Genomic DNA, 15841 nt, shown 5'->3' with positions numbered 1-15841 from the left:
AGTGGGCCAGGCCAGACCTCAAGGGTGCATCAGGGTGATCAGGGCCTTGACCAGCGTCTGTTGATCAAACGGCTTGCTCAGCACCATGCCGCCGTGGGCAGGCCAGCTTTGCTGCCCAGGCGCGGGCGGTGCGTATCCGGTGATGAACAACACCGGTAGCCGCGGCCTTGTTCCCCTGGCAACGTCCACCATCTTCCTGCCGTCCAGCCCGCCAGGTAGTCCCACATCGGTGATCAACAGGTCGATTCGAGTGTCCGAGCGCAGCAATTGCAAGCCTGCCAGGCTGTCGGCTGCTTCGATGACGACGTAGCCCATACCACTGAGCGTTTCACTGACATACAGGCGAACTGACGCTTCATCGTCCACCACCAATACCGTTTCACCCGGCCGCGCCCGATGACTCACCACAGGGGCAACGCTGTCGCTGACCACTCGGGCAGGCCCACCGTGACTGGGTAGTTGCATAAACACCCGAGTTCCTTGCCCCGGTACCGAATCGATATGCACATGCCCGCCGGTCTGACGGGCGAAACCGTACACCATCGAGAGGCCCAGGCCGGTCCCTGCACCCAGCGGCTTGGTGGTGAAGAACGGCTCGAATGCCCTGGAGAGCGTCTCGACATCCATACCAATGCCATCATCGGTGACGCAAATGCTCAGGTAATCGCCCGACGCGATCTCCGGGTCTGCATCACCGTCGATGTACTGGTCCGCCGTTTGAATGCAAATCCGGCCGTTCCCGTCCATGGCATCGCGCGCATTGATGCACAGGTTCAGCAAGGCATTTTCGAGCTGGGCGGGATCGACCAGGCAGGTGTGCAACGAAGCGGACAACTGGACCTCCAGCTTCACGCAGGGGCCTACCGTGCGGCGCACAAGCTCAGCCATGCCATCGATCAGCGCATGGACATCGGTCTGCACAGGCACCAGGGTTTGGCGCCTTGCAAACGCCAAAAGTCGGTGCGTCAACGCGGCGGCCTTGCGAGTAGCCCCGTAGGCCACGGTCATGTAACGTTCCACATCCTCAAGACGACCCTGTGCCAAGCGAGACCTGATCAGATCAAGACTGCCCGAGATGCCCGCCAACAAGTTGTTGAAGTCATGGGCAATGCCCCCAGTCAACTGCCCTACTGCTTCCATTTTCTGTGCCTGGCGCAAGGCGGCTTCAGCCTCCTCCCGTTCAGCTACCGCCTGGGCGATACGCGCCTCAAGTGTCCGGTTAAGCTCAAGTAGTTGCTCTTCTGCCTGCCGGCGGGCGGTGACGTCGATCGAAGAGCCAACCAGGCCGATCACCTCCCCTTCGTCACTGAGCAGCGGCGCCTTGACCGATAGCCAATACGTGGCCGAGCCGTCTGGCATGTCCACCCGCTCTTCGACCTGAACGGCCGTCCCGCCGGCCATCACACGCTGATCGGTTTCCATCACCTGCCTGGCCTGATCCTTATCCTCTAGGAACTCAAGGTCGGTCTTGCCCAGGTAAAACTCAGGCGGCTTGCCGATCAGCTGCGTGGCGCCATGGTTGGCCACCAGCATGCGCCCTTCCAGGTCCTTGGCATATACAACGCCGGGGACCGCGGCAGTGAAGGTACGCAGCAACGCGGACATACGGTCGCGTTCGGCCTGGGCCTTGCGACGCGACTCGATGTTCATCAGCACGCCCGGAAAGCGCACCGCAACGCCCTGCTCATCGAGTTCGACCCGACCGTTGGCTTCAACCCAGCGATAGCAGCCATCGTCCTGGCGGACCCGGTATTCACAGCGAAACGGACCGCCCAGGGCCATGGCCGCCTGGATGGCTTGCGCGACGCGTTCACGGTCATCGGGATAGATGGAGGCAAATGCTTCCGCCAGTGGCATACCTGTCAGGCATCTGGCCAGCGGCAAACCAAACGAATGCGAGAATCGCTCATCGGCCGTCACCCTGTCATTGGGTATATCCCACACCCATGTGCCGATGATCGCACCCGCATCCAGCGCAAGCTGCAACCGTTCCGCGGTTAGCGCGGCATCATCCTGGCCACTGGTAGCGACACCAGCGGTACGTTGATTCATCGATCGACCTCGAACTTCCTGAAAACAAGCATCGGCTACAGGCACGTTACTATGCGCAAAAGACGCCTATGATGAGCCTCACGCACAAGAGTTGGAAGGTCTGGTCTTCACGCCAATTGAATAAATATGGCGTATGACCCGAGCAATACCCAGCATACGAGGAAAATCCAGGGTGTACGCAGCGAGAACAGCAAGGACTTTCGATGGCCGGCCTGGGAAGTCTCGGTTTCGCTAAATAATGGCGATTCGTCATAAGCCAGCCCCATCATGGGTTCGCTTCGCAGCAGATGACTTTGCTTGAGTTGCCAATGCTCGATGATCTTGTAGGCGGCGTGAATACCTGGCCAGGCGTTCAGTGAACTGAGCACGCCAAGCAACGCCAAAAAGGGCGGTACCACGAGCGTGAACATTTCGCCCCAGCTCTGATTGGTATTGCCCATGGCTGATGCATAGGCAATCACCAAAAAGGACTGGGCGGCCAGGTAAGCATCCGTGCGGTTGGCGAGGATGCTCGTCTCGTACTGGATCTCCTGTCGGTAGAAGTCCAGCCGCTCCTTGGGCGAGCCGAACATGCGGGCGTTATGCTCCTGGATTTCGTGCTCCGGGGTGGCTGGAGTGATAATACGTGGCACAGTACAGCTCCTAGAAATTATCCACGGGCAGGGCGAGTGCCCACGCGCTCGTCAACGGCGCTTGGCGGCCGTAGACATCGCGCGATGTAGCGAGGTTAGCTGAGCACTGATTTACGGCTTGTGCGCCGGTACATCCCTGGCGGTCTTCTGCGCCGTAGTGTCGTGCTCGGTGCCCGTAGACCCGTCTGGGCGCTGAGCGTCGTTGTCTCGCTCTTTTTCGCCCGTGGTGCGCGCTTGCTCAACGCGCTTGGCGTCATGCCCATTCGATGTGCTCATGAAGACACCTCAGCCTTTGCTATGTTCAGGGGAAGACGGTCCGGTGCCGCGCTTGATGCCACGCGGCCCCCAAATCCCCCAGATGGCCAGACCCGCCACGGGCAGCGCCAAGAGCAATAGCGCCCAGGCTGCCTTTGTGGCATCGGTCTTGTCGCTACGAAACACACTGACGATAGCCCACAGGTCTACCAGTAGGACCAGAACCGCCACAGCGATCCAGAAGTACGTCACAGGCTCGTTCATAACCGCTCTCCCTTTTATCGGTTTTTCAACCTTCTTTAAAAAGGAAGCCTGGGAGTCCCGCTAAGTTCAGCTCGATTGCTGCAGGGTGGACGGGCGGACGCACTTGCAGTGAACCAACAGCGTGGCGCTCGCGTCCACTGCAAAATGCTGCGCGAGTTACAGGTATGGCCATCGACACAATTGAGTCCGTCTTCGATTACTTGAAAAAACATGACCTTGTTTTGACCACTGCCGAATCATGCACCGCCGGCGCCATGGTAGCGGCCCTGGCCGCCCTGCCAGGCACCGCCGAGGTGCTTGAAAGCGGCTATGTCGTTTACTCCCCCACTGCCAAACAGCGCTTGCTGGGCGTTAGCCCCGTGACCATCGAGCGCTATGGCCTGACCAGCGAGGCGGTTGCCTGGGAAATGGCATTAGGCGCATTGAAAGACAGCGACGCGACCGTCGCCATTGCCACCACAGGGGTCGCAGGACCTGCCGCGCAAGGCAAAATTCCGCCCGGTACGCTGTGTTTTGCCTGGGCGTTCGCCGGAGAGCCGCTTGCCGTTTTCACCGTCACCCAACGCTTTTTTGGCGAGCGTGACGAGGTGATGCGCCAGGGGGCGGCCTATGGACTGTCGCAACTTGCGCATTATCACCAACGTTGGCTACGCGGCGAACGGGCCTGATCACACTTCGATGAACGAGTACCCGATGACTTCCAAGCATTACCCAGCACCCGAAGGCGCCTTTGCCCATCACCGCTTCAGGCGCGCCGGACGCTTCAAATGGCTTGCACTTTTACTGCCACTGGGCTTGGCGATCGCCATGGTGCCTGCCAGCCCCTGGTTGATCGATGCCAGGGCGATCAGTGCTGATGGCAAGGTACAGGTGTACTACAAACGACTAGGTCGCAGCGCAAGCCCTGTCGAGCTATCGATCAGCGTGAAGGGAGCGCCGAGCAAACCGGTTTGGGTTCAACTCGACGGGAGCATGCTCCAGGAGGCCAGCATCGAAACCGTGCAACCGCAACCGCTGCGTACTCAAACCCAAGGGAAGGCGATACTCATTGAAGTGGCGACCGACGAAGCAGGAATGGCCACTGTTCACCTCACCGTGCGCAATGAAGCATTTGGCCAGGTTACAGGCCACGTAAGGGCCGGCGCCAAGAGCGCCGTGCGACTGTCGACATTCTTGTACCCGTAGCACTGAACGGGTGAGTACAGACGCTTGGACACGCCGGGGCATATGCCACCGGCGTGTAGCTCATCGAATTCAGGGCTTGTCAGTGGCAACAGCGAATTTCTTCATGTCCACCGGAGGCGCAACGAACTCCGGGCCTTTGCCCGAGACTCTCCAGCGCACGTTAGTCAACCCATAGCGCTCGGCCATGGGCCTGCTGACTTTCTTGATCTTGTGCTGACCAAATCGCGGAATGATGCCGACACCTGCATCGCAGCTAGCCCAGTGCCAGGCCTCGGCGTTGTCCATGCGTTCCAGTCGAATGATGAAAGTCCTGAATTCTCCGTGTAGCTCGTACTCGATTACATACAGTTGTTGTCCTGCCATTGGACTCTCCTCCATCAAACTCAGCCTAATGGAGCCAAAGGCGTAACAAAAGATTCCATTTATTTTGACCCGACAGTCATCGTCTTGCCGTTGCCCACGTCATGACGAACTGTTCTCGCTTCGCTTCAGTCACATCTCTACCAAAGGTGCAGGAGCTGCAATGTGGAAGACGTATCTGAAAGCCCGCGGCAATGTGCCGAGCCCCAACGGGACGCCGGTGGATGGCTGGCGCTGGAGCAGTATGCAGCCCTTGGCGATGGGCGCTCGGTAGCGCTAGTAGGCCTGGACGGCTCCATCGACTGGTGGTGCGTGCCGCACATGGATTCGCCCCCTCTGTTCGATCGACTGCTCTCGCCCAGGACCGGCGGTTTCTTCGCCATCACCCCGACCCAGCCCTATCAGGCAAAGCGTCGCTATCGCCCCGGCAGCAACGTGGTGGAGACCGAGTACATCACTGCAACCGGCCGGGCGCGGTTGACCGAATCGCTGAACAGTGGGCCTGCCGGGCGCCTACCTTGGGCGGAACTGGCCCGCCGTATCGAGGGCATCGAAGGGTCGATCGCATTCGAAATCGCCATCGATTTCGGCACCCAGGCCGACACGGTGAGCCCGTACCTGACGCCCAACGACAACGGCTGCGTTTTTCACGCGGGCCATATTCTCGGGATGTTCCTGCATGACCAACAGCTCAGCGTGCGGCGCAAGGACGATATGGGCGTGCGCGCCACGCTCGACACCTCGCCCGGGCAACGTACCGTAGTGGCCTTGATCGCGGGGCACGACGAGCCCTTGGTGGTGCCGCCACTTAGCTTGATCGATGACCGAATCGACGGCTCTGATCGCGAATGGCGGCAGTGGTCGCAAAGCCTCATCTATGAAGGGCCCTACCAGTCAGTGGTGGTACGCAACGCGCTGGCGCTCAAACTGCTGCTGTCATCGCCCAGCGGTTCGATCATGGCGGCTGCCACCACCTCCCTGCCAGAGCGCATCGGCGGCAGCAAGAACTATGACTACCGCTTCGCATGGGTGCGCGATGCCGGGTATACCATCGAAGCCTTCCTCGGTATTGGCGCTCAGCCTGAAGCCAAGGCGGCATTTACCTGGTTGCTGCGCAGGCTGGCCGAGCATGGCGCGCAGGTCTTCTACACCCTGGACGGGGCCATTGGCGAATGCACACGCGCCATCGACCTGCCGGGCTACAAGCAATCGCCGCCCGTAGTGGGCAATGATGCGCGCGACCAGTTACAGCACGGCGTATTCGGCGACATATTCGAAACTGCCCGTTGCTTCATCGACACCGGCAACATCCTGGACGGCAGCAGTGCGATGCTGCTGTCACGCCTGGCAGATCAATGCGCCGACCAGTGGCGCCAGCCAGATGCCGGCATCTGGGAGCTGCCAGAAACGCGGCACTACACCTTGTCGAAGATCAGCTGCTGGCAGGCCCTGAGCCGGGCCATCGAACTGGCCGACGGCGGGCATCTGCCCACTACCTGCCGGCAGCGCTGGGCGCGCGAGCGTGACCGTGTTTTCGAGTGGATCGAAACCCACTGCTGGCATGAGGCCCGCCAGGCGTATGTGTTCTACCCAGGCAGCGACCGGCTGGACGCAGGCATCGCCCTGGCGGTGCGCTTCGGCTATCCGGCGCCTGAGCGGCTGCAGAGCACCCTTGACGCTGTGCAGCACAGCCTGTCGGCAGGACCCTTCCACTATCGCTACAGCGGTGCGGTCGAGGAGGAAGGCTGCTTCCTGGCGTGCACGTTCTGGCTGGTGGAAGCCTGGGTGCTGCTCGGTCAGTACGACCGCGCGCAGCAAGCCTATGAAGGTGCCCTGCAAGGCCTTGACCATGGCGCAGGTATCTATTCGGAGATGGTCGACCCTGATACCGCAGAGTACCTGGGCAACCTGCCGCAAGGCCTCACGCACCTGGCGGCGCTGCGCGCAGCGTTGGCACTGGGTGGTCGCGCACCGTGTCGATGAGGGGACACGCCAGGCACGTCATCTGTGCAGCGGAACTGATGGCCTGGCGCTTGACTCAACCCATGGCAACCGTGATGACAACAACCTGCAGAGGTGATCCATGAACGCCATCGAATTGCTGACCCAGGACCATCAGTTGGTCAAGAAACTGCTTGAAGAGCTGTCTTCGACAACAGAGCGCGCAGTAAAAAAGCGTGCCGACCTGCTGGAACGCATCAAGCAGGAAGTCACCATTCATACCGCCCTGGAAGAGGAAATCCTTTACCCAGCCATCAAAGAAGCTGGTGGCAAAGAAGAGGAAAAGATGTACTACGAGGCCAAGGAAGAGCACCGTACCGTCGATTCACTGGTGCTGCCTGACCTTGAAGGCACAGACACCGGCACGGTCGAGTTCGCAGGGCGGGTCAAGGTGATGAAAGAGTTGTTGGAGCACCATATCGAGGAAGAAGAAAGCGAGCTGTTCCCCACGGCACGCAAGCTGCTGGGTAAGCAGCAACTCGAGGAGATGGGCCAGGCGATGATGGCGCAGAAGAAATTGCTCAAGGGCAAATCGGAACAGCGCGCCGCGTGATCAAGCCTGCGCGCCCTCAAGGGGCGCGCAGCTCGCCCGTTATTCTGCCGGCGACTCGGCATCAACCATCGGTGGTACCGGGGCCAGGGCAAAAGCCCTGCGCTGCTCGGATCGACGCGCGAACGGCCGAGCGGGCAGTGGTTCGAGTCGTTGCGGTGTACCGGTTTCAAGCGCTCGCTTGATTGCCTCGACTACTCGTACATCACGCCAGCCCTCTTCCCCATCGGGTTCGGGCGCGACGTTGTTGAGGATGCAATCGGAGAAGTAGGCCGTTTCCCCAGCAAACTGGTCCACCACAGGGTTGACGTGCACACGCGTCTCGCCATCGATGGTGGCCCTGTAGCTGATCGCTACCCCTTCCCCATAACCGAAGCACGGCGAAGCCTCGATCTCGCCCTTGGTACCCAATAGCTGGAACCGCTCGGTAGACGGCAAGGTATAGCTGACGGTGAACTGCGCCAGCCGCTCGTCTTCGAAGCGCAGGCTCACGGTGACCGTATCCCAGGTATCCATGGTGCTGCTAGGCGATCGAACACCCATGGCCGAGACTTCGATGGGTTCGGCGTTGAACAACTGGCGGACCATGTTCAGGGGATAGGGGCCCATGTCCGGTACCGGCCCGGCCTCGAAACCATTCTGGGCACGGTGGTTATTGGGTTTGACCCGCTGCGTGAAGATGGATGTGAACAACCTGGGATCACCGAAATCGCCCTTGTGCACGCGCTCGATCATGTCCAGCGTGCCCGGCTCGCAGTGCAGGCGGTAGGCAACCATCAGCTTGGCACCCGTGCGTTTCGAAGCCTCGATCATGGCTTTGCAATCGGCTTCGCTGATGCCCATGGGCTTTTCGAGCAACACATGGATACCGGCTTCAAGCGCCGGCACTACAAACTCGCGGTGACGGAAATTGGGCGTTGCAATGTACAGTGCGTCCACCTCCCGCGCAGCGAGCATCTGAGCATACTGGTCGTAATGGTAGGTGCGCAGGGCATAACGCTCGCCCAACTGCCGAGCTTTTTCCTCATCTCCGGTGACCAGGACGGTAATTTCCGAGTTGTCGGTTTGCCCGATACCGGGCATGAACGCGCCCTGGGAAATCGAACCGCCGGCCACTACACCATAACGGACCTTGCGTGCTGTGCTGGGCATGACACCCCTCCTCTAGATCATGATTCAAAGCAATACCTCTGAAGTGGGCAAGCCGACGCCGGGTGAGGTTCAAAAAAACGTTGACGCACGCGCTGTCATCGCAAGGAATGTCTGGGAAAGAAGATCGATCTGAACCCGGCTTCGACTGGCCTGTCCCACGAACAAACCAGGACCGAGGACCGTTCGATGGAGGCTTGGATCGATTGGCTGGAATGGCCGGCCATGGTGCTAACGGTAGTGGCAGCATGGTGCATAGGCTCGCGGCGACCCGCCCGGCGCAAGGTCGGCTTCTGCTGCTTCATTGCAAGCAACCTGTTGTGGGCGGCCTGGGGCTGGCAAGCCGAGGCTTGGGCGCTGATCATTCTGCAGTTCACGCTGTGCGTCATGAATCTGCGGGGATGGAAAAAGAATACGATGATGGAGCCGGGTTGACGTGGGGCTTGTCAAGGCTACGCGCTGCCAGTGGGTAAGCGGCCTTGCAAGGGCGCCAGACCTGCCCCGACAACTCAAGGTGCGACGCTGCAATATCAGGGCGGAGCTCAAATCTTGGGGCCGCTTTGCGGCCCATCGCAGCAATAAGCCGCTGGCTTGAATTTCAGGAAAGCACAGCGCATGCAGCAAAACGACCCCATCGCTTAACGATTCAAGCGCTTCTCCACGTTCTCAGTCTGCTGCTCAATCGCACGGGTCTGCTCCTCCAGCTCCTTGATGGAAGTTGGGGTGATAGCCTTGTCGATGGCCTCGGTGGCCGGATCAGGGCGTTCCAACACAGGATCAGGTGACTGATCGCCTTTTTGCGCTTGCTCTGAGGAAATCGGACGCGGAACTTTGTCGCCGGTGTGGGTGTGAGTGTCTTTCATGAGCATCTCCAACGTGAACAGGGTTTCTTTATGAGCAGAGCGCAACGCCGGGGAAAAGTTTGATCCGCTTCGCTCAGCCCAGGTAACTGCGAACCGACAACGCATCACCGACAGCGGCGCCACTGGCCGTGTTGTCAAAGATGCACCAGGTAATCGCCCCTTGGGCATGGGCGCGTTTCAATTGGACGGCAAGCTCCCGTAGGCATTGATCGGTATAAGCGCTCCGATACACCACCGGTACGCCGTGCAGCCGCCAATACGCTATGCCTGACCAGCCAGAGGGCTGGCCGTCGAGCTCGAATCTGGAGGGGCTTGCCCCCACCTGCCCTACCTGAAAGTCGATCAGCAGCTGTTGGGCTGAACGCCATGTCTCATGCCGAGGTTCGACGACTACTGGCTTGTCGAACCTGCACCGCAGTGCTTCGAAAAAGCGCCTGACGACAGCCTCGTCAAACCCTAACGACGGTGGTAACTGGACGAGCAAGCAGCCCAACTTCTCCCCCAACTCCCCGCATTGGGCCAGAAAGCTGTCCAGCGCCGTCTCACACCCTTGCAGACGCATTTCATGGGTGACCGCCTTGGGCACCTTGACCGAGAAGCGAAAGTCCTCAGGCGTCGATGCGGCCCAGCGCGCATAGGTCTGCGGGCGATGGGGCCGGTAGAACGAACTGTTAATTTCCACAGCACTCAGGCGCGCGGCGTAGCGCTCCAGATGGCTGCCTGGTTCGGGAAAAGCCGGAGCGTGCTCCTTGGGCAGGCTCCAGCCTGCACAGCCTAGGTAGATCATCTCAGTAGCCCCTTGACCTCACTCGATGGTGGAGTCGCTTGAGTGTCCAGGCGTTCCACTTGGCAGATTCGATGGAACACCCGGCAACGGGCTGGGCACTAACGCAGCACATCCCAGGAGGAATCCCCCATGACCCACCCCACTCAACCAGACCCCTATGTGGACGACGTACCGCACAATCCGGGTGATCCCATTGAAGCACCTAAGCAGGAACCCACCGAACCGGCTCCCGAATGGCCGGAAGGCCAGGTACCACCCGAAGAGCAATCTGACGGCTGACCCTTACACATTTGGCGGCGCACACTGCGTCGCCGCAAACGCTGCAATCACCTGGAGGGATCCGATGAAGTTCGCGCAGTTCTGTCAGTGGCTATCCAACCAGGCCGGCCGCCCCAGCACGTTCTTGATGGCCATCGTGCTCATCATCATGTGGGCGGTTTCCGGCCCATGGTTCCACTACAACGATACCTGGCAACTGATCATCAACACCTCGACCACCATCATCACCTTCCTGATGGTGTTTCTGATCCAGAACACCCAGAACCGAGACAACGACATCATTCACGTCAAGCTCGACGAGCTGATCCGCGCCACTCAATCGGCGCAACGTTCGGTGCTGGACCTGGAGGCCATGGACAGCAAGACCCTGCGCGAGCTGCGCAAGGAATACCGTGCACTGGCCGCACGTACCGGCACACCGCTTGAAGACGACGCGCCGCAGCCATGATGTGCCGTATCAGCGCATCGCTGGACCGGGCCCCACTTGTTGTCCATCGTGGACCAATCAATGGCCTACACGCGCACGGGCCCCTACCCGACCCGCACAGTTCATCTGTCTAGGATCGACGTGCACGGATCATCCGATAACCATTCGCAGGGCAATTGTTTTGCTCGACGCCTGACACCTCGAAATCTTTGCTAGAGGAGGCAAGCCTTCATGAGCGATCGCATCATCACACTGTTCACCGATACCACGTTCTTCGGTATCTCCATTCTCAACCTGTTACTCGCAGTCACTGTGGCCGTACTGACGTTCCTGGTCGCCAGGGCAGCCATCAGTTTCGTACAGCGGCGCGTCAAGCACTGGTCCTCGCATTCCGGGGCCTTGAGCCATGTGGTGGAGAAGGTCCTATCAGGCACCAGTAACTCGCTGCTGTTTCTGGCTTCGCTGCTGGTGGGGTTGAGCATGCTCGACCTGCCGGAGCGTTGGTTGAGCCGGGTTGGCAGCCTCTGGTTCGTCGTCGCAGCGCTGCAGATCGGCCTGTGGGCCAACCGTGCCATCGGCCTGGGCCTGGATCGCTACTTCACCCGCCACAACCCGGACGGTTCCCAGCAGAGCAGTGCCCTGGCCACGTTGTCGGCCTGGGGTGCGCGGGTGCTGTTGTGGTCGATCGTGCTACTGGCCATGCTGTCGAACCTGGGCGTGAACATCACCGCCTTCGTCGCCAGCTTGGGTGTGGGCGGTATTGCGGTCGCTCTGGCTGTGCAGAACATTCTGGGTGACCTGTTCGCCTCGCTGTCCATCGCTGTGGACAAACCGTTCGAGGTAGGTGACTTCATCGTCATTGGCCCCCTGGCCGGCACCGTCGAGCATGTTGGCCTGAAAACCACGCGCATCCGCAGCCTGGGCGGCGAGCAGATCGTCATGGCCAATGCCAGCATGATCAGCAGCACCATCCAGAACTACAAGCGCCTGCAAGAACGTCGCATCGTGTTCGAGTTTGGTCTGTCCTACGATACGCCTACCGAGGCGGTGAAGAAAGCGCCCGGGATCGTCGAGGAAGCGATCAAGGCTCAAGCCCAAGCACGCTTCGACCGGGCGCACTTGCGTGGCTTCGGCAAGGAGGCGCTGGAGTTCGAATGCGTCTACATCGTGCAGGACCCAGGCTACAACCTGTATATGGACATCCAGCAGGCCATCAACTTCAAGCTGCTTGAACGGTTCTCGAAAATCGGCGCCAAGTTCGCTGTGCCGGTGCGGGCCATCAAGGTCACGGCGCTGCCGCAGGAGGCGAACGTGCATGCGCAAGGGCGAGACAACATGGGTATGCGGGGGGCGTGAACGCGTGACATGTAACGCTTGAACGTAGCAGCGGACCCGACGGTCCGCTGCCCTGCCGGTTCATATAGGCTCATCACCATTGACCTTGCCCAATTCGGCACCGGTCATTGGCTGCAGGTCGGGATCGGACTGGGTTCTCAGCTTCATGGCCTCCACTGCGTCTGCACTGGCCCCATCGAGCTCCACCGACGCCATACCATTACCGCCATCGACGGCCGGTTGCGGCTGATCCACGTAGACCCAATCCTGGCCTTCGTTCCATGAGCCGCGCACCTCCCCGCCGTGGGACATGTTGAAGTAGGTACGGTTGAACTCGGGATCACCCGGCATTTTGCCTTGCGGGAAGTTGGGCTGGATGGAATGCAGCGCTTTCTCGAAAGACATCTGATGGGCAATTTCTCGGCTCATCAGAAAACCGAGCGCATCCTTGATGCCGGGGTCATCGGTCACGTTGATCAGACGCTCATACACGATCTTGGCGCGGGCCTCGGCGGCAATGTTCGAGCGCAGATCTGCCGTCGGCTCTCCAATGGTGTCGATGTAGGCAGCGGTCCAGGGAATGCCACCAGAGTTCACCAGCGCAGCGCCACCCCCATACAAAAGGCTGGTGACATGCGAGTCGTTACCCGCGCCGGTGAGTGATCGATACAGTTCACCCTCGGCTTCCACCCCTTCGGCCAGACGGCCTTTGGCACCTTTGTTGAGCATCACCACGATCGATCCGATGATCTCGAGGTGGCTGAGTTCTTCGGTGGCGATATCGAACAACATGTCCTTGCGCCCTGGGTCATCCTCGGTCACGGCCTGGGTGAAATAGCGCATCGCGGCGGCAAGTTCACCCTGGGGCCCGCCGAACTGTTCAAGCAACAGGTTCGCAAGGCCAGGGTTGGGCTGGGAAACACGGACGGTGTACTGCAGTCGCTTGTTGTGCATGAACATCGGTAAATCCTCATCATCGTGCCGGGGCAGCGGTCACTGCCCCGGTCGGTTCAACGTTGATCAACGATTCTCATCGCTCGAGCGGCCACCGCCGTGGCTGTTCTTGCCGCCTTCGCGGCCCGCCTCAGCGGCTTTCTGCGGATCATTGGCGAAGTTGCCTCCGGAGGCCTGCCCACCTTTACGGCCCGCTTCGGACGCTTTCTCACGGTCGTTGGCGAAATTACCGCCTGATGCCTGGCCTCCCTTGTGACCTGCCTGGGACGCTTTCTCTCGGTCATTGGCGAAGTTGCCTGGGTTGGTGTTGGAGCTGCCGCCTTGGTTTGCATGCTTGTTGTCATTGCTAGCCATGATGTTCACCTCTCATGTGTTCACACAGGTTGGTCTGTGTTCATGGGTGACCCGCAGCAAACGGCGGCTGGTCAAAGCGATTCACTCCAGCCTGACGAATTGCGCGAAGCACTGTTGGGCGAACGTTTGGGACCCTTGAGCTTGCCGCGATGTTGGGGTGCACTCAGGACGAAGGCGGGCAAATGACTGTCGTGCCATTAGTTACGGGCTCAGCTAAGCCCGTTCGTCGATTACCGGGCACGGCCGGCAGTCCAACCTGACGAACACTACGAGGACACCTCATAAAAGGAGCTTCATCATGACAATGCTAAAACCTTCTTCCCTGCTGCTCGCGCTCTGCCTGGGCGCATCCGCGCCGGTGGTCATGGCAGCAACCAACATGAATGATCAACACACCCCCAGCATGCAATCGGGCGATCACGGCACCATGAATGGCACCAGCGGCGCCAGCGGTTCTGGCACCCCGGGCGATGGCATGGGCACCGGAAGCGGCACCGGGAGCAACGGCACCGACGCCACGGGGGGCGATGGCACTGCTCCCGGCTCGGGTACCGGTACCGGTAATGGGGCGAACACGGGCGCCGGCGGCACCGGGAGCGGCTCGGGCATGGGCGGCACCGGGAGTGGCGACATGGGCGGTAGAGGCGACATGGGCGGCAGCGGAGGTACCGGCATGGGCAGCGGGAGCGGGAGCGGCGGCTCAGGTAGCGGTGCCGGCGGCGCAGGCGGCTCGGGTGGTAGCTGATCATCCGGTGCATGTGACTCGCGCTATGGCTCACCAAGCCTGACACGTGGAATACAAGGGCTGCTGTGCAGCCCTTCCTTTGAACGACAGCTACAACGGACTTGAGGCTGACGTGGCGACTGAATCCAGACACGACACACACGCCAGTAGTCACGACCAGCGGTTCTACGACACGGATATCCCCGCCCGCCTCGATCGACTGCCATGGACACGATTTCACACATTGCTGGTGGTAGCGCTTGGCATCACCTGGCTACTGGACGGTCTGGAAGTCACCCTTGCCGGGTCATTGGCCGGCGCCTTGAAGGACAGCCCTGCCCTGGCCATGAGCAACCGCGATGTCGGCCTGGCTGGCGCCATCTATATCGCCGGGGCAGTGCTCGGCGCGCTCTTTTTCGGCTGGCTGACCGACCGCCTGGGTCGGCGCAAGCTGTTTTTCATCACCCTGGCGCTCTACATCGGCGCCACCGCTGCCACGGCATTTTCCTGGAACCTGTGGAGCTTCATGGTCTTTCGCTTTCTCACAGGCGCGGGCATTGGTGGGGAATATACCGCTATCAACTCAACCATCCAGGAGTTCACTCCAGCGCGCTACCGTGGCTGGGTCGACCTGACCATCAACGGTACGTTCTGGCTAGGCGCTGCGCTGGGTGCAGTGGGTGCCATCGTGCTGCTGAACCCTTCGATGGCGCACGGTGATCTTGGATGGCGCCTATGCTTTGGCATTGGCGCTGCGTTGGGCCTGCTGATCATGCTGATGCGGCTGTGGGTGCCGGAAAGCCCGCGCTGGCTGATGATCCACAATCAACCCGAGGCGGCTGAACGCATTGTGGCCGACATCGAGCGCAGGTGCCGCGATCAAGGCTTGGCACTGCCTGCACTGGATAGCCCGCCCCTGCAATTGCGAGCCAGGCACCACACGCCTTTGCCCGAGGTATTTCACAGCCTGTTCGTCGTCCACAGGCGCCGGGCCATGGTAGGCCTGACGCTGCTCACGGCACAGGCCTTTTTCTACAACGCCATCTTCTTCACCTACGCCCTGGTGCTGACCGACTTCTACGATGTGCCCTCCTCCAGCGTTGGCTGGTATGTCCTGCCGTTCGCGCTCGGCAACTTCTGTGGCCCCTTGTTACTCGGGCGGCTGTTCGATGTGTTAGGGCGGCGCATCATGATCAGCACCACCTATGCCCTGTCGGGCGTATTGCTGACCCTGAGCGGCTATCTGTTCGAACAGGGGATGATCAATGCCGTCGAGCAAACGATCGCGTGGATGGTCATCTTCTTCTTTGCCTCGGCCGCGGCCAGCTCTGCTTACCTCACGGTGGCAGAAACCTTCCCGCTGGAGATCCGTGCTCTGGCCATTGCCGTGTTCTATGCGTTCGGCACGGGGCTGGGTGGCATGGTAGGGCCGACATTGTTCGGTGCCTTGATCGAATCGGGCGAGCGTACCCAAGTCTGGTATGGGTACCTGCTCGGCGCTGCGCTCATGCTGGCAGCGGCAGTCGTCCAGGCCATTTACGGGGTAGCCGCAGAGCGCCGGTCACTGGAGCACGTCGCCCGCCCCCTATCTCAGGTGGAATCCGCCGATTAAAGGGCCTGCCGTCCGTCCGCCCATCGGCACTCGAGCGTGTGCTGGCCTTCAACCCTAA

General features: G+C 60.5%; 20 protein-coding genes. 10 read left to right on the top strand and 10 right to left on the bottom strand.

The annotated features are described in order from the left end of the window. Nucleotides 1-18: 18 nt before the first annotated feature. The 4 genes from CWR53_RS09250 to CWR53_RS09240 form a co-directional block, all read right to left on the bottom strand. Nucleotides 19-2052 (bottom strand): PAS domain-containing sensor histidine kinase, encoded by a 2034-nt coding sequence (locus CWR53_RS09250; RefSeq protein ID WP_100851318.1) that lies wholly within the window; start codon nt 2050-2052, stop codon nt 19-21. 107 nt (nt 2053-2159) lie between these two features. After that, nucleotides 2160-2684 (bottom strand): hypothetical protein, encoded by a 525-nt coding sequence (locus CWR53_RS09245; protein WP_023536033.1) that lies wholly within the window; start codon nt 2682-2684, stop codon nt 2160-2162. Nucleotides 2685-2795: 111 nt separating this feature from the next. Continuing rightward, nucleotides 2796-2960, bottom strand: coding sequence for a hypothetical protein (locus tag CWR53_RS22945; protein ID WP_181405473.1), 165 nt, complete (start codon nt 2958-2960; stop codon nt 2796-2798). A 9-nt stretch (nt 2961-2969) separates the two neighbouring features. Beyond that, nucleotides 2970-3203 carry a PLDc N-terminal domain-containing protein gene (locus CWR53_RS09240; protein WP_058605221.1) on the bottom strand — a complete coding sequence of 78 codons (234 nt, stop codon included), beginning with the start codon at nt 3201-3203 and terminating at the stop codon, nt 2970-2972. Nucleotides 3204-3367: 164 nt separating this feature from the next. Here CWR53_RS09240 and CWR53_RS09235 point away from each other — a divergent pair, with 164 nt between their 5' ends. Both CWR53_RS09235 and CWR53_RS09230 read left to right on the top strand, forming a co-directional pair. After that, nucleotides 3368-3871, top strand: a complete 504-nt coding sequence (locus CWR53_RS09235; protein WP_100851317.1) for a CinA family protein — start codon at nt 3368-3370, stop codon at nt 3869-3871. Between the two features lie 25 nt (nt 3872-3896). After that, entirely contained in the window at nt 3897-4388 is a 492-nt protein-coding gene (locus tag CWR53_RS09230) for a hypothetical protein (RefSeq protein ID WP_100851316.1), read from the top strand. A gap of 69 nt (nt 4389-4457) precedes the next feature. On the opposite strand, the gene CWR53_RS09225 is transcribed toward CWR53_RS09230, so the two are convergent. Next, entirely contained in the window at nt 4458-4751 is a 294-nt protein-coding gene (locus tag CWR53_RS09225) for a DUF6555 family protein (RefSeq protein WP_100851315.1), read from the bottom strand. A 225-nt stretch (nt 4752-4976) separates the two neighbouring features. Here CWR53_RS09225 and CWR53_RS09220 point away from each other — a divergent pair, with 225 nt between their 5' ends. After that, complete coding sequence (locus CWR53_RS09220; protein ID WP_100852612.1) at nt 4977-6731, top strand: glycoside hydrolase family 15 protein; 1755 nt, start codon at nt 4977-4979, stop codon at nt 6729-6731. Nucleotides 6732-6831: 100 nt separating this feature from the next. After that, entirely contained in the window at nt 6832-7302 is a 471-nt protein-coding gene (locus CWR53_RS09215; RefSeq protein WP_058605217.1) for a hemerythrin domain-containing protein, read from the top strand. A gap of 39 nt (nt 7303-7341) precedes the next feature. On the opposite strand, the gene CWR53_RS09210 is transcribed toward CWR53_RS09215, so the two are convergent. Continuing rightward, nucleotides 7342-8451 carry a Gfo/Idh/MocA family protein gene (locus CWR53_RS09210; protein WP_100851314.1) on the bottom strand — a complete coding sequence of 370 codons (1110 nt, stop codon included), beginning with the start codon at nt 8449-8451 and terminating at the stop codon, nt 7342-7344. Nucleotides 8452-8637: 186 nt separating this feature from the next. Between CWR53_RS09210 and CWR53_RS09205 the strand changes: the two genes are divergently transcribed. Then, complete coding sequence (locus CWR53_RS09205) at nt 8638-8883, top strand: hypothetical protein (RefSeq protein ID WP_058605215.1); 246 nt, start codon at nt 8638-8640, stop codon at nt 8881-8883. 203 nt (nt 8884-9086) lie between these two features. On the opposite strand, the gene CWR53_RS09200 is transcribed toward CWR53_RS09205, so the two are convergent. Further along, on the bottom strand, nt 9087-9311 hold the full coding sequence (locus tag CWR53_RS09200; protein WP_100851313.1) for a hypothetical protein: 225 nt from the start codon (nt 9309-9311) through the stop codon (nt 9087-9089). 73 nt (nt 9312-9384) lie between these two features. After that, the gene (locus tag CWR53_RS09195; protein ID WP_100851312.1) at nt 9385-10098 is read right to left on the bottom strand and encodes a DUF72 domain-containing protein; all 714 of its coding nucleotides are present in this window, start codon (nt 10096-10098) and stop codon (nt 9385-9387) included. Between the two features lie 129 nt (nt 10099-10227). Between CWR53_RS09195 and CWR53_RS22940 the strand changes: the two genes are divergently transcribed. From CWR53_RS22940 to CWR53_RS09185, 3 genes are all read left to right on the top strand, one after another. Then, the gene (locus CWR53_RS22940) at nt 10228-10377 is read left to right on the top strand and encodes a hypothetical protein (protein WP_181405472.1); all 150 of its coding nucleotides are present in this window, start codon (nt 10228-10230) and stop codon (nt 10375-10377) included. Between the two features lie 64 nt (nt 10378-10441). Beyond that, on the top strand, nt 10442-10825 hold the full coding sequence (locus CWR53_RS09190) for a low affinity iron permease family protein (protein WP_100851311.1): 384 nt from the start codon (nt 10442-10444) through the stop codon (nt 10823-10825). Between the two features lie 210 nt (nt 10826-11035). Then, entirely contained in the window at nt 11036-12160 is a 1125-nt protein-coding gene (locus CWR53_RS09185) for a mechanosensitive ion channel family protein (protein ID WP_058603937.1), read from the top strand. Nucleotides 12161-12220: 60 nt separating this feature from the next. On the opposite strand, the gene CWR53_RS09180 is transcribed toward CWR53_RS09185, so the two are convergent. Then, nucleotides 12221-13099: a manganese catalase family protein gene (locus tag CWR53_RS09180; protein ID WP_058603936.1), complete on the bottom strand. Its 879-nt coding sequence runs from the start codon at nt 13097-13099 to the stop codon at nt 12221-12223. A gap of 60 nt (nt 13100-13159) precedes the next feature. Beyond that, entirely contained in the window at nt 13160-13447 is a 288-nt protein-coding gene (locus tag CWR53_RS09175) for a general stress protein (RefSeq protein ID WP_058603935.1), read from the bottom strand. A 298-nt stretch (nt 13448-13745) separates the two neighbouring features. Between CWR53_RS09175 and CWR53_RS09170 the strand changes: the two genes are divergently transcribed. Continuing rightward, nucleotides 13746-14192, top strand: coding sequence for a hypothetical protein (locus CWR53_RS09170; protein WP_100851310.1), 447 nt, complete (start codon nt 13746-13748; stop codon nt 14190-14192). Nucleotides 14193-14304: 112 nt separating this feature from the next. Then, nucleotides 14305-15783 carry an MFS transporter gene (locus tag CWR53_RS09165; RefSeq protein ID WP_100852611.1) on the top strand — a complete coding sequence of 493 codons (1479 nt, stop codon included), beginning with the start codon at nt 14305-14307 and terminating at the stop codon, nt 15781-15783. Nucleotides 15784-15841: the final 58 nt, after the last annotated feature.

The organism is Pseudomonas sp. SGAir0191 (assembly GCF_002812565.2).
In the GTDB taxonomy this organism is placed as follows: domain Bacteria; phylum Pseudomonadota; class Gammaproteobacteria; order Pseudomonadales; family Pseudomonadaceae; genus Aquipseudomonas; species Aquipseudomonas parafulva_B.
The sequence above is the reverse complement of the archived record's forward strand: the minus strand, read 5'-3'. Positions and strand labels throughout refer to the sequence as shown.

What these genes read in the sequence shown, in the direction of transcription:
- CWR53_RS09250 (WP_100851318.1), bottom strand. Translation starts at nt 2,052, where the DNA reads ATGAATCAACGTACCGCTGGTGTCGCTACCAGTGGCCAGGATGATGCC.
- CWR53_RS22945 (WP_181405473.1), bottom strand. Translation starts at nt 2,960, where the DNA reads ATGAGCACATCGAATGGGCATGACGCCAAGCGCGTTGAGCAAGCGCGC.
- CWR53_RS09240 (WP_058605221.1), bottom strand. Translation starts at nt 3,203, where the DNA reads ATGAACGAGCCTGTGACGTACTTCTGGATCGCTGTGGCGGTTCTGGTC.
- CWR53_RS09235 (WP_100851317.1), top strand. Translation starts at nt 3,368, where the DNA reads ATGGCCATCGACACAATTGAGTCCGTCTTCGATTACTTGAAAAAACAT.
- CWR53_RS09230 (WP_100851316.1), top strand. Translation starts at nt 3,897, where the DNA reads ATGACTTCCAAGCATTACCCAGCACCCGAAGGCGCCTTTGCCCATCAC.
- CWR53_RS09225 (WP_100851315.1), bottom strand. Translation starts at nt 4,751, where the DNA reads ATGGCAGGACAACAACTGTATGTAATCGAGTACGAGCTACACGGAGAA.
- CWR53_RS09215 (WP_058605217.1), top strand. Translation starts at nt 6,832, where the DNA reads ATGAACGCCATCGAATTGCTGACCCAGGACCATCAGTTGGTCAAGAAA.
- CWR53_RS09210 (WP_100851314.1), bottom strand. Translation starts at nt 8,451, where the DNA reads ATGCCCAGCACAGCACGCAAGGTCCGTTATGGTGTAGTGGCCGGCGGT.
- CWR53_RS09205 (WP_058605215.1), top strand. Translation starts at nt 8,638, where the DNA reads ATGGAGGCTTGGATCGATTGGCTGGAATGGCCGGCCATGGTGCTAACG.
- CWR53_RS09200 (WP_100851313.1), bottom strand. Translation starts at nt 9,311, where the DNA reads ATGAAAGACACTCACACCCACACCGGCGACAAAGTTCCGCGTCCGATT.
- CWR53_RS09195 (WP_100851312.1), bottom strand. Translation starts at nt 10,098, where the DNA reads ATGATCTACCTAGGCTGTGCAGGCTGGAGCCTGCCCAAGGAGCACGCT.
- CWR53_RS22940 (WP_181405472.1), top strand. Translation starts at nt 10,228, where the DNA reads ATGACCCACCCCACTCAACCAGACCCCTATGTGGACGACGTACCGCAC.
- CWR53_RS09190 (WP_100851311.1), top strand. Translation starts at nt 10,442, where the DNA reads ATGAAGTTCGCGCAGTTCTGTCAGTGGCTATCCAACCAGGCCGGCCGC.
- CWR53_RS09185 (WP_058603937.1), top strand. Translation starts at nt 11,036, where the DNA reads ATGAGCGATCGCATCATCACACTGTTCACCGATACCACGTTCTTCGGT.
- CWR53_RS09180 (WP_058603936.1), bottom strand. Translation starts at nt 13,099, where the DNA reads ATGTTCATGCACAACAAGCGACTGCAGTACACCGTCCGTGTTTCCCAG.
- CWR53_RS09175 (WP_058603935.1), bottom strand. Translation starts at nt 13,447, where the DNA reads ATGGCTAGCAATGACAACAAGCATGCAAACCAAGGCGGCAGCTCCAAC.
- CWR53_RS09170 (WP_100851310.1), top strand. Translation starts at nt 13,746, where the DNA reads ATGACAATGCTAAAACCTTCTTCCCTGCTGCTCGCGCTCTGCCTGGGC.